The sequence below is a fragment of the uncultured Nitratireductor sp. genome, from assembly GCF_913053745.1.
Classification (GTDB): domain Bacteria; phylum Pseudomonadota; class Alphaproteobacteria; order Rhizobiales; family Rhizobiaceae; genus Nitratireductor.
In genome coordinates, this window is the sequence record NZ_CAJXGF010000028.1 from 23,504 (window position 1) to 35,910 (window position 12,407).

At 61.4% G+C, this 12,407-nt stretch carries 12 protein-coding genes; 8 read left to right on the top strand and 4 right to left on the bottom strand.

Going from position 1 to position 12,407, the window contains the following annotated elements:
* Positions 1 to 253: 253 nt before the first annotated feature.
* Together QZ638_RS06850 and QZ638_RS06855 are read right to left on the bottom strand one after the other, a co-directional pair.
* Complete coding sequence (locus QZ638_RS06850; RefSeq protein ID WP_295808283.1) at positions 254 to 997, bottom strand: anti-sigma factor; 744 nt, start codon at positions 995 to 997, stop codon at positions 254 to 256.
* 38 nt (positions 998 to 1,035) lie between these two features.
* Positions 1,036 to 1,527, bottom strand: coding sequence for an RNA polymerase sigma factor (locus QZ638_RS06855; protein WP_295808284.1), 492 nt, complete (start codon positions 1,525 to 1,527; stop codon positions 1,036 to 1,038).
* Between the two features lie 110 nt (positions 1,528 to 1,637).
* On the opposite strand from QZ638_RS06855, the gene QZ638_RS06860 reads away from it, so the two are divergent.
* Complete coding sequence (locus QZ638_RS06860) at positions 1,638 to 3,101, top strand: S8 family serine peptidase (RefSeq protein WP_295808285.1); 1,464 nt, start codon at positions 1,638 to 1,640, stop codon at positions 3,099 to 3,101.
* A 539-nt stretch (positions 3,102 to 3,640) separates the two neighbouring features.
* Here QZ638_RS06860 and QZ638_RS06865 read toward each other — a convergent pair.
* Positions 3,641 to 4,594: an alpha/beta hydrolase gene (locus QZ638_RS06865; RefSeq protein ID WP_295808287.1), complete on the bottom strand. Its 954-nt coding sequence runs from the start codon at positions 4,592 to 4,594 to the stop codon at positions 3,641 to 3,643.
* Positions 4,584 to 5,246 (bottom strand): GntR family transcriptional regulator, encoded by a 663-nt coding sequence (locus QZ638_RS06870; RefSeq protein WP_295808290.1) that lies wholly within the window; start codon positions 5,244 to 5,246, stop codon positions 4,584 to 4,586. The genes QZ638_RS06865 and QZ638_RS06870 overlap by 11 nt, the downstream gene beginning before the upstream one ends.
* Before the next feature lie 159 nt (positions 5,247 to 5,405).
* Between QZ638_RS06870 and QZ638_RS06875 the strand changes: the two genes are divergently transcribed.
* The 7 genes from QZ638_RS06875 to QZ638_RS06905 all read left to right on the top strand — a co-directional run.
* On the top strand, positions 5,406 to 6,275 hold the full coding sequence (locus QZ638_RS06875; protein ID WP_295808291.1) for an alpha/beta hydrolase: 870 nt from the start codon (positions 5,406 to 5,408) through the stop codon (positions 6,273 to 6,275).
* Entirely contained in the window at positions 6,275 to 7,387 is a 1,113-nt protein-coding gene (locus tag QZ638_RS06880) for a C45 family peptidase (protein WP_295808293.1), read from the top strand. The genes QZ638_RS06875 and QZ638_RS06880 overlap by 1 nt, the downstream gene beginning before the upstream one ends.
* 64 nt (positions 7,388 to 7,451) lie before the next feature.
* Positions 7,452 to 8,981 (top strand): ABC transporter substrate-binding protein, encoded by a 1,530-nt coding sequence (locus QZ638_RS06885; RefSeq protein ID WP_295808294.1) that lies wholly within the window; start codon positions 7,452 to 7,454, stop codon positions 8,979 to 8,981.
* A gap of 21 nt (positions 8,982 to 9,002) precedes the next feature.
* A complete protein-coding gene (locus tag QZ638_RS06890; protein WP_295808295.1) occupies positions 9,003 to 9,950 on the top strand; it encodes an ABC transporter permease in 948 nt (315 codons plus the stop codon).
* Positions 9,947 to 10,789 carry an ABC transporter permease gene (locus QZ638_RS06895; RefSeq protein WP_295808297.1) on the top strand — a complete coding sequence of 281 codons (843 nt, stop codon included), beginning with the start codon at positions 9,947 to 9,949 and terminating at the stop codon, positions 10,787 to 10,789. Before QZ638_RS06890 ends, QZ638_RS06895 begins: the two co-directional genes overlap by 4 nt.
* A 1-nt stretch (position 10,790) precedes the next feature.
* Positions 10,791 to 11,759, top strand: a complete 969-nt coding sequence (locus QZ638_RS06900) for an ABC transporter ATP-binding protein (protein ID WP_295808298.1) — start codon at positions 10,791 to 10,793, stop codon at positions 11,757 to 11,759.
* Positions 11,756 to 12,407, top strand: a 652-nt coding sequence (locus tag QZ638_RS06905) for a dipeptide/oligopeptide/nickel ABC transporter ATP-binding protein (RefSeq protein WP_295808299.1), incomplete at its 3' end; no start/stop codon positions are given. The genes QZ638_RS06900 and QZ638_RS06905, both read left to right, overlap by 4 nt.

The window sequence follows — 12,407 nt, forward strand, 5'->3', positions numbered from 1 at the left end:
AAAACTGTCAGAAAGCCGTCTCTTGTGTCGGAAAACGTGAGGGAAATGGATCTATTCCATCGGCCGCGATTTTATTTTGTGCCGGGGCGCGCATCCCTTGCCCCATATGAAAAACTCCCCCCGGATTCTCTCTGAAGGGAGTTTTTCATTGTCGTTTCAGTCTGGCGCGGGAGCCCGTATAAAGCTTCACTTTGCCGCGTGACGTGCTACCGCTCCGGGTTGAGACGGCCACGGCTTAGTCCGCCAGGCTGGATCAGCGCAGGCTGGAAAGAGCGTTGCGCTCTTCTTCAGCCGTGAGCGGCTCCCCGGCCTTCGTGGCCGCCAGAAAGGCGTCCAGCGCTTCGAGCGACGAGGCGGGGACGAAGTCGCCACCGGCATCCGTCTGCGCGGTGGCGAACCGGAGTTGCCAGTTCTCCTCGTTGCGGCATGCGACCGCCACATGCGATGCGCCACCTGTGCGAACCTCGAACTCCCGGCACAGGGCGTTCGTGCCGTCGCGATAGGTCGCGATCGCCTCGAAACGGCCATCTGCGCCAAACTCTCTGGTTTCTCCGGAGACCGAGGCATTCAAGGCCTCAACGATCTGGTGATTGGCCAGGCCAGCGACATCCATGCCCGAAGGCTGGCCCGCCGCCATGTAGCCGAGCAGACCACCTGCAACCAGCGCCAGCGACGCGGCGATGGGCAAGGCGAAGCTTTGTGCAAATCCCGTTTTCGGCGGGGTGGACCGGGGAGCGAAGGGGACAACGGTGTCGTCATCCCCGCCTTGCGCGCCCGCCATCTGCCGCACGCGCGCCTCAAGGTTGTCCGGCACGGAAACCTTCGCCGTTCCGAACGTTCCCGCCAGCAGGGCGCGTGTCTTCATGAAAGTCTCGACGCGGCTTGCGAGCGCGCTGTCTTTACCGATGGCGTCCTCCACCTGACGGCGCGTCTTCGCATCGAGCTCGCCATCCGCGTAGGCCATCAGAACTTCGTCGGTGAATTTTTCTTCATGCATCGTATTGGGTCCTGTCGCGCAAGGTCGTGGCGCCCTTGTCAGTTTAGATCGAGTTTGCCGGCGAGGCTGGTTCGCGCACGGGCGAGCCGGCTCATGACAGTGCCTATCGGAATGCCCAGTGTGGAAGCGGCCTCCTTGTAGGAAAGCTCTTCAACGCAGATCATCATGATGATCTCTCGTTGATCCTCGGGAAGCTCCTGAAGCGCATTCGCAACGTTTCCAAGCAACAAATGGTTCTCGGTGTCGTGTGCGCCATCCGTGAAGATCGCATCCGGCCGGTCGACAATGTCCACACTTTCTCCGCGTGTCTTGTCGCGTCGCACGCGGTCGATCCAGGCGTTGCGCATGATACGAAGCAGCCATGCGGAGAGATTGGTGCCCTGCGCATAGCTGCCACGGCTGGCGAAGGCCTTCTCGCAGGTCTGCTGCACCAGGTCGTCGGCCAGATCGAGCGAACGGCACAGCACAAACGCATAACGGCGCAGATTGGGCAGCAGGTCGACGATATCATCCGCAAAGCTGGATTTCATGCTCAGTTCCGGGTGCCTTCTTGGTGAACTGTGGGGAATAAACGTTCGGTTCGCCCGTTTATTCGCTCACACTCAAAAAAATGCTAATGAGGCGTCGAATGGAAGGCTTCATGAACACAAATCACGCCTGTCGTTTCTTTCTGCATCTCCTCTTCGTCGTAGGGCTTGGCTTTTCGGTCGTTGTTGCGCCGGTTCTTGCCGACGCTCCAGCAAGCCACGCCTTCGCGGATGACGACGACGATGATGATGACGACGACGACGATGGTCGAGGTGGCGGCTTTGGCGGCGGATCGATCTCGTCGGGTGGCTCTTCCGGCTCCTCTCAGCGGTTGACGCCCGGTCGGACGCCATTGTTCGATGCTTTGAAAAAGCGGTTGAGCCCCAAGAAGCGCGCACCGCGCCGCAGCAGAAAGAAGTCCGTGCGCCGTGTGGTGCCACCCGCGCCGCCTCCCGCCATTCATGCGGACTTGGAAGTCATAGCCATCGATCTGGATGCAGACGATATCCAGGCACTTGTCGACGATGGTTTCGCCGTTCTGGAACAGGTCGATCTGATATCGTTCGCCACGACGCTTTACCGCTTGCGGATACCCGCCAGCCAGACGCTTGAAACCGCGCGAGATGCAGTTCGCGCCCTGAAGCCGGATGCGTTGCTGGATTTCAATCATTACTACCGCCCATCCTCGCGCGGCAATTCGGAACCCGAAGAGGCCTTCGCGTGTGCGGGGCCGCATTGTGCCGACCGTGCGCTGGTCGGCTGGTCCATGCCGGAGCAGGGGCATGCGGCGTGCCTCGCGCCCGTGCGCGTCGGCATCGTCGATACGGGCATCAACCCGGATCACACCACTTTCGACGGTGGGGACATCGAGTTTGTCGATCTGGCCACGCCCGACCGGACGCGGTCGGGGAGGCAGCACGGCACCGCCGTGGCCGCGATCCTGATCGGCTCTGGTGAAAGCCGGTCGCCGGGGCTTCTTCACGACACGAAGCTTGTCGCCGCAGACCCTTTCTACCGCCAATCGGGAGACGAGCGCGCCGACGCCTATCATCTCATTGCGGCCATCGATGCCGTACTGCGCCGGGAGGTCTCCGTTCTCAATCTCAGTCTTGGCGGCAGCGCCAATGCGGTGGTGGAGCGGATCGTCAATGAAGCGGCGGAGGTCGGCACCATCATTGTCGCATCTGCCGGCAACAATGGTCCCCGCGCCGCGCCGGTCTATCCGGCCGCCTATGATGCGGTTATCGCCGTGACGGCGGTAGACCGTTCCAAGCGCATCTACAGGCGTGCGGGGCAGGGCGAGCACATCGATTTTGCGGCTCCGGGCGTCAGGGTCTGGACGGCTGCCTCGATTTCGGGCGCCCGGCCCAAGACCGGCACATCCTTTGCGACGCCTTTCGTGACCGCCGCCGCGGCAATGCTGAAACGGCAGTCTCGGGATCTGGACCACAAGGCGGTGCGGGCGATTCTTGCCGAAAGTGCGCTGGACCTTGGTGCGGAAGGCCGGGATCCCGTTTTCGGACACGGCCTGTTGCAAGCCGAAGGCTTGTGTCCCTCGGCGGTGGCCACTGAATAACGCCGAGTTTCGTGTAGCCGTTTGGCCATTCGCCGCTGCGCGCGAGCGCACGGCGAAAAATTCGGCGCCGCAACGCACATGATGTTGGCGCTGCGCTTCAACATCTCACAAAATCATACTGCCAAACGGGCGCAATCCAGACATGACAGAACTCCCCGTTATCTCATCCCGAACAGCGCGTTCTCTGACAACAGAGCCAGAAAGGCGCAGCCATAAGGTATTGCTGTATCGTTGAAGTCGTAAGCTGAGTTATGCAGAGAGGCGGTATCGTCAATCCCGATGAAGATTTAGGCGCCGGGGATCTCATTGAGCATGAACGTGAAGTCCTCGCTTGCGAGAGTCGGTGCACAGTTGGCATCGACGGCTTCCGGTCCAACGATCGACCTTGCGGTGTCTGCCGCCCCTATGGTTCTTCAACACCGGATCGCCACCCAGAAAATCGATCTCGTCCCGTGCTCCATGCATTTTTGCTCCGGCATGGACGATCTCCTCAAGCGGGTTTGTGAAGACATGGCGCCGCCGTACCGCCGTAGGTTGGATTACGCCAGCGACTCGGAGGCATCTTCCACGATGCGAAAGAAATGCCTCAACGCGCGGGAAGACACTCCACCGTGGCACATAAAACTGTGCAGCATGCCCGGCAGGCATTCCGCGCGAGCGTCCACACCGGCTTCAATAAGGCGTGAAGCGAAGGCAAGCCCCATATCGCGCAGCGGATCGCATTCAGCGTTGTAAATCCGTGTGGGCGGCAGCAAATCCAGATCCGACTGGAAAAAGAGCGTATTCTCAGGTAGCTCGCCTTCATCAGGCGCCTTCAAATATGTGTTGCAGAACCATCTCATCTCGTCCGCGTCCAGATTCATTCCTTCCGCATATGTCTCTACAGACGGGTAAATCGGATCCGCCTCCGTAAATGGGCGCATGTCGGTGACGGGATAGATCAATATGAGGCTGCGTGGTGAGATGCAGCCGGATCTGCACGCATGCAATGCCGCATTCACAGTCAGGTTGCCGCCGGCACTTTCCCCCATCAGAACCATTTTTTGTAGATCGAGTCCGAGAGAAGCACCGTGTTCCGCCAGCCAGTCCATAGCACGCGCAGCATCCTCGACAGCTGCCGGAAACCGATGTTCGGGGGCCAATCGATAGCCGATGAAAACCACCGTCGCCTGTGTGAGATATGCCAGCGCGCGTGAATGCGTGTCGTAGGTTTCCGCGTCGCCGAGTACGAAGCCACCGCCGTGAAAATAGACCACCGCCGGCTGCGCTTCCTCGGCGCCTTCCGGTCGGTATAGATGGACATCGAAAGTGCCCAGGCAGTCCGCTGCCGGAACATGGACCACATCGACCTCATGGCAGATCGGATAGCCATTGTTGCGAAACATGGCGCGCATGGCTGAGCGCGCGTCGCCCAAACCCATCTCCTGGAGCGGAGGCCCGCCCGTCGCTTGAGAGCGATCGAGCATGCGGCGGAGTGCCGGATCAAGCGTCATCGTGTTTCTCTTCCTGCCGCTGCTCACCGAAGATATGGGCCTTGATGCGGCGGCGCAGCAGATTCAGATCCCGCTGCTCGATCGCATCGACTATGTCAAAATGATCCTGTGTCGCGCGCTGCAACTGGGCAAGCGTCTGCCATTGCCCCACGGGGGCGGCCGGGCCCTGCTGACGCATATCCAGCATCAATTCACGCAACACTGCATTGCGACAGAAGCTGTAGAGAACTGCGTGAAACGCGTAATTGGCCTCAATCTGCGAAAACGAGGTGCCGTTGAATGCGGCCTGGCGGAAGGCCTCGGCCAGGTCGTGCAGGCGGGCGACATCGCCGTCGCTTGCCTCATCGATCACATCGGCCGCCGCATGAGCTTCAAGCAGGGCGCGAACCTCGCCGATCTCACTTTCGCGGGCTGCGTCCGGCTCTGGTACACGATAGCCACGATTGGGAATGTGTTCCACCAGCCGCTTGGAGTGCAGATAGGCCAGCGCATCGCGGACCTTGATACGTGTGCAGTCGTAGCGGCGCTCAAGATCGATCTGCTTCAGCCATTCTCCCCTGCGCAGAACACCGGCATTGATGTCGACCATAATGCGCTGGGAAATCTCGTCAGGCCGGGTCTTCTCGCCATCTTGGTCTTGTCTTCGCGCCATCGTTTAGCCAGGCCCACGTTTCTTTTGTGGCGAACATAGTCGGGAAAAATCGGTGAAGCAATATCATCTTCAAAATTGGCGCCAATTTATAAAATTATTTTGACACCAAAAACAACGACGGCTAACGTCTCCGCGAATTGAGGTCAGGAGGCTTTCGACATGCTGCCACGGATGCAGGACAGTCCGCAGGAGCGATCCCGCGCGTTGTATTTGACTGGTGAGACGACAATCATCGCATGCCGGCGCGATCCGCGGTTTTCGTTCATGCTTTATGTTCCTGAAAGCGCGTGGAGTGAGCCGGAACGGGAGCTCGATCTTCTCGTGTCCGTGCACGGAACGATGCGCCTGCAATCGCTTTACCGTGGCGCGTTCTCGGGCTTTGGCCGTTTCAACAACTGTATGATTCTTGCCCCGCTGTTTCCCGTTGGCGTGCGCGGCGACATGGAAGCCGGCGGCTACAAATACATGGTCGAGGGCGATATCCGGTATGATGAGGTTCTGCTCGCCATGGTCGAGCAGGCCGGCGAACTCATCAGCCGCCGTTTCGGGAAATTCATGCTGTTCGGCTTTTCCGGCGGTGGCCATTTCACCCACCGCTTCCTCTACCTGCATCCCGAGCGCCTCAAGGCTGTCTCGATTGGTGCACCGGGGTCGGTGACGCTTCTTGATGAAACGATGGACTGGTGGCCGGGTATTCGCAATTTCAGGAGTGTGTTCGGGCGCGAAATCGACCTCGCAGCCCTGAAAGACGTCAAGGTGCATATGTCGGTCGGGGCGCTGGACACCGAGGAATGGGAAATCACCTTTCCGGAAGATTCGCCCAAATACATTCCCGGTGCAAACAGCGCCGGCCGCAATCGCAATCACCGCCTGTACGCCCTGCGCGATAGTCTGGATGCGCGCGGTATTGACGTTTGGTACGACACGGCACCAGGTGTCGCACACGACATGATGGGCGTTTTTCCCTATGTGGAGCGTTTCTTCACCGACGTGCTCAGGGACCGCCTGTCAACGCCGGGTGCACGCTGATGGTGGCCGCTCCCAAGCTTGTCGAGATCGAAGGTCCGGCCTTCGAGCGTGGCCTTTCCTACGGACGACAGGCCGATGTGCAACTGCGCCATGGGCTCGCCGTCTATCAGGATCTGTTCCGGCAGCACGAACTCGGCTGGGACAGTGTCCTTGGCTACTCGGCGCGTCTGTGCGAAGCGCTCGCCGTTCAGGTTCCAGACGCAGTCGAAGAGCTGCGCGGCATAGCCGAGGGCGCGGGAGTGCAACTTGCAGAGGTTCTGGTCATCAATGGCCGGAGCGAGATCATCAATCTCCATGCGCAGGCTCCCAAGGACACCGCTTCACTCGATGATGGATGCACGGCTGCCGTTGTGCTCCCCGGTCTCTCCGAAAACGGTCGCCTTCTGCACGTTCAGAACTGGGACTGGCTGCCGGAATGCGCCGAAAGCACGGTTGTTTTGAAAATCCGTTCAGACCGGCACCCGGACATTCTCACCTATGTCGAAGCCGGAGGCCTCGCGCGGGCCGGGTTCAACGATCAGGGCGTGGCCATAACAGGAAACAATCTCGTCAGCGCGCAGGATGGAACCCGCCCTTATGGGATTCCCCTCTCCGTCATCCGGCGGCGCGTTCTGGAGGCAGGCGGCTATTCCCAGGCCCTGACCGAGCTTTATCGCCTGCCGCGAACGGTTTCCAACAACATGACGATCAGTTGCGCGCGCAGCGGCGACTGCCTGAACTTCGAAACCACTCCGGACGAAATTTACTGGCAGGCCCCCGACGGAGCGTGCCTGACCCACTCCAACCATTTCGTCACGCCTCAAGCACGGATTCGGGAGCGCGACAGGGGCATTGCCCGTGGTGCAGACACTCTCTTTCGTGACCGACGCCTGCGTCAGCTCATTGAGGGGCCGGAGGAACGGCACGATCTGGACACGCTCGCACACGCGCTTGACGACCGCTTTGGTTCACCGCGCGGCATCATTCGCACGCCGGAGGGCAACGAAGGCGAAACCAACGCCTATCTCTCCGCCACTGTGGCAATGATCCTTATGGATGCCGGCGCGGGAGAAATGCGGGTGCGCCAGCTGCCCTACGCTTCCAGGAATACGGAGCACTACCAGCTTCAGTGACAACGAAAACCATAAACAACACAAGAGGGAACGACAGATGAAACAAAGAGCAGGAAAAGCCCGCTTGATTGCCCTTGCAACAGCGGTCGGCCTTGGCGGCATCGCCCCGGCGATGGCCCAGAGCATGGTGAAAACGTCGCTCAACGCAGACATTCGCGGCACCAATCCGGGCGTCACGCGCGACGGCAATACGGACGACGTCCACGGCCACATGATCGAAGGGCTCGTGACCTATGCGAACGACTTCAGCATCATTCCCATGTTGGCCGACAGCTACGAGATTTCCGAAGACGGCCGCACATATACGTTCAAGCTCAGAAAAGGCGTGAAGTTTCACAATGGCGAGGAGATGACCGCCAAGGATGTGGAATGGTCCTGGAACCGGCTCGCGGGGGAAGCTTCGGAGTCCCACTGCAAGAACTTTTTCAATGGTGAGAACAATATCGAGGTGACCTCCGCCAAGGCAGAAGGGGACGACACCTTCGTCATCACGCTTGCCGAACCCTATGCCGTGTTTCTGGCGACCATGGCTCGTTTCGACTGCGGTTCGATGGCCGTGCTCCATCCCGATTCCGTCAACGCCGACGGTACCTGGAACAAGCCGATCGGCACCGGTCCCTACATGATGGGAGATCATGCTCCGGGACGCTATGTCGAACTGAACCGCTTCGAGGACTACGCCAGCCGCGAAGGTGCCTCCGATGGCTATGGTGGTGGCAAGAACGCCACGGTCGACGTTCTGCGCTGGGAAGTCGTCGGTGAAGGCGCGGTATCGAAGACGGCACTGCTCGCAGGCGATCTCGATCTGGTCTCTATCGATGCCATGACGGCGGCAGAACTCAAAGGCAATCCGGACTTCAGCGTCGACGCTGCCGAATCTGCCGTTTGGGACACCTACCTGCTCAACTCCGACGACCCGGTGCTGTCGGATGTTCGCATCCGCCGCGCCATGGCGCATGCGATCGATCCACAACGCATCATGGCAGCCATCACCGAGGGCTTCGGCAAGGCCTCGCCATCGCCGGTGCCCCCAATGTCGGCCAACTACACCGACGTGCAGGCCAAATATCTGACCTATGACGTTGAGAAGGCCAAGGCGCTGCTTGAAGAAGCCGGTTACAGCGGAGAGGAAATCACCATCCTTGCAACCCGCCGCAACGGCGCCTACTACGAGCGGGCATTGATGGCGCAGGCGATGATGATGGATGCCGGCATCAATGCGAAGCTCGAAGTGGTCGAGTGGGGCAGCCAGTTGGAAGCCTATCGCAACGGCTCCGGCTACCAGATGCAGAGCTTCACCTTTTCGCCGCGCCTGCACGCCGGGCTCAGCTTCGAGATGTTCACCGGAGACGCCGACCGCAAGGCATGGAAGAACCCGGAAGCGGTGGCGATGATGAACGAATCCCTGCGGACCGGCGACCCGGAAGAGCTCCAGGCGATCATCGACAGACTGCACCAGGCTTTCATCGAGGAGGTCCCGGCGATCGGGCTTGGACACCGCACCCTTTTCACCGGCATGTCGAGCAAGGTCGAAGGGTATGAAAACTGGGGGGCGGGGCTGCTGCGCGGCTGGATGCTCAGAGTGAAAGACTGACAAGGGGTCAGGGAGAAAACCATGCCCACCTTCGTGCTCAAGCGCGTGCTGATGTCCATCCCCACATTCGTGATCGTGGCGGTAATCATCTTCGCGCTGGTTCGGGCGCTGCCCGGAGACCCGGCATTGATGATGCTGGGCGGCAACATCGATGACGAGGCGACCCTGCGGCAGATGCGCAGCCAGTTGGGGCTCGACAAGCCCGTGCCGGTGCAGTTCGTCGTCTGGCTTCGTGAGGTTTTCTCCGGCAATCTGGGAACCTCCATCATGACGGGACAGGAGGTGGGCAGCCTCCTGTGGCAGCGCTTCGGGGTGACGGCGACAGTCGTTCTTCTGGCGATGGGATCGGCTCTTCTGGTGTCGATCCCTGCCGGCCTTCTCGCGGCGCACCGCCACAACAGCCGGACCGATTACACCATCGTCTTCCTGACCATCCTCAAGCTTTCCATGCCCAGTTTCTGGGTCGGGCTGATGCTTCTTGTGCTGTTCGGGGCGATACTGGGCTGGCTTCCGACCGTCGGCTTCGTTTCAATCAGCGACGATCTGGGCCGAGGCATGGTCTATCTCATCCTGCCGGTCACATCGCTGGCCCTTTCGGAGATCGCGGTTCTCACCCGCATGATGCGTGCGGGAAGCCTTGAAATCATGGGCAGGGATTACATAACGCATGCCCGCGCCAAGGGTCTGCCTGAGCGCAAGGTCCTGTGGCGTCATGTGTTTCCGAACGCATTCGCGCCGACCCTCACCATGGTCGGCGTGATGCTTGCCGGTCTTCTGGCCGGCGCAGCGGTGACCGAGACGGTGTTCACGCTGCCCGGCCTCGGCAAGCTTCTGGTCGATTCCATCTACGCCCGCGATTATCCGGTGCTGCAGGGAGCACTCCTGTTCATCGCCGCGGTCTATGTGCTGACCAATCTCATCGTCGACATCGCCTATTCCTTCTTTGACCCAAGGGTGCGTCTTTCATGAGCTTCGCGAAACGTATTTTGGGGAAAGCCAACGGACTGGCCGGAACAGTCCTCGTGAGCCTCGTTCTGGCTGTGGCGCTGCTGGGCAGCTTCTATACGCCCCATGACCCGCTCAAGTCCGACCTGCTGAACCGCTTTGCACAAAGCTCCCTCTCACATCCGCTTGGCACCGATATGTTTGGTCGGGATATTCTGTCACGCCTCATGCGTGGCGCGTGGGTTTCCGTTTCCATCGGGTTCTCCACCCTGTTGATCCCGGTGGTGTTGGGGACATTGCTTGGTGCGGCCGCAGGCTATTTTCGCGGTTGGTTCGACCGTTTTCTCATCGTTGTTCTGGATGCCCTCATGGCTTTTCCGGGGCTGCTTATCGCGCTTGGGCTGATGGCAATCATCGGCCCGAATCGCTACGGGGTCATCCTGGCGCTTTCCGTGGCCTATCTCCCCGCCGTCACACGCGTGGTGCGCGGCTCCGTGCTCTCCGTCAGCCAGTCGGAATTCGTCGAGGCTTCGACGACCATGGGAAATTCGCGCTTCTACACACTCCTCGTGCATGTGCTCCCGAACTGCATTGCGCCGCTCATCGTGTTGAGCACGATGATGTTCGGCTGGGTGCTGCTGGCAGAAAGCGCCCTGAGCTTCCTCGGCCTCGGCGTACCGCCACCGGAGCCCAGCTGGGGCAATATTCTCGCGGAAGCAAAGGCGCATCTGATGCGCTACCCGATGCTGGGGCTGCTGCCGGGGCTTTGCATCTCGGTTGCGCTCCTTGGCGTGAATTTCCTCGGCGACGCTCTGCGCGATGAGCTGGATCCGAAGTCCACCACCTCGAAGGAGGTTATCTGAGATGACAGCCAGCACAGAACGCACGCCAGCTCTTGAAGTCGATGATCTGGAGATTTCTTTCGGTGCGCGGCCGGTGGTGAAGGGCGTGAGTTTTCAACTCGCCCCTGGAGAGATCATGGCGCTGGTTGGCGAGAGCGGCTCCGGCAAATCGCTGCTCGCCCATGCCATTGCCGGCATCCTGACCCCGGCGGCGCGTGTTTCGGCCTCGCGCATGGAATTCGGCGGCGTCGACCTTGCCGGCGGCAGTCCGCGTGCCCGGGCGAGCCTGCGCGGGCGCGAAATCGGCGTGGTGTTCCAGAACCCGCGCGCCGCGCTCAATCCCTCGCGCACCATCGGTCGGCAGATCGCCGACGTGCTGCGTGAGCATCGTGGCCTGGCGGGTGCGCGCCTCACGGAAGCCGTCCACGGCGCGCTCGCCGATGTACGCATCCCCGAGCCGGAAATGCGCGCCCGCGCCTATCCCGGCGAGCTTTCCGGCGGCATGTGCCAGCGCGTCATGATCGCCATCGCGCTCGCCGGCAATCCATCGCTGCTGATTGCCGACGAGCCGACCACCGGCCTCGACACCACCACACAGGCCGCGATCCTCGACCTGATGCTCGGCCACGCCCGCGAGCGCCGCATGGCGACGCTGTTCATCACCCACGATCTGGCGCTCGCCCGCGCCTATGCCGAGCGCATCGTGGTCATGCATGCCGGGCAGATCGTGGAGGAGGCGCCGACCGAGTCGCTCTTCGCCGCGCCGCGCCACCCTTACGCCGCTGCCCTGATTGGAGCGACCCCGGCCGATGCGACGGAAGTCAGCGATCTCAAGGGGATAGCAGGAAGTCTTCCGGACCTCGACGGGGTCGTTCCGGCCTGCCGTTTCGCTGGCCGATGCGACCGCGTGATCGCCCGCTGCCGTGATGAAGGTCCGCAAATGGTTTTCGACGCCGGCCGTCACGGCACCGCCTGCTGGGTGCCGCGATGACCCGCCTTCTCGACGCAACGGCGCTGCGCAAGCTCTTTCCGGTGGGCAAGGGGCGCATGCTGCATGCCGTCGATGGCGTGGACGTTCACGTGGACGAAGGTGAAAGTCTCGGCGTCGTCGGCGAGAGCGGATCCGGCAAGTCGACGCTTGCCCGCCTCGTCGTGCGTCTCGTCGATCCGGACGATGGCACGATCCGCTTTCAGGAGCGGGATGTCGGCGCCGTCCCGGCGAACCGGTTTGCCCGTGATCCGGCGCGCCGCGCCATCCAGCTCGTCTTCCAGACTGCCGGCGACGCCATGAACCCGGCCTTTTCGACGGCGCGCAACATCGCGCTCGGCCGTGGCAGCCTGAGCCTCAAGGGCGAGACGATGGCGCGGGTCGAGGCGGTGGCGCGCGAGGTCGGCATCGGGCCGGAGCTTCTCGGCCGCCGCCCGCACCAGCTATCCGGCGGTCAGCAGGCACGGGCAGGGATCGCGCGCGCCCTGATTTCCGATCCGCGCCTGCTCGTGCTCGACGAACCGACGGCCTCGCTCGACGTCTCGGTTCAGGCGAACGTCCTGAAGCTGATTGATGCGCTCCGCCGCAAGCACGGCATTGCGCTGTTCTTCGTCTCGCACGACCTCGACGTCGTGCGGCTGATGTGCGACC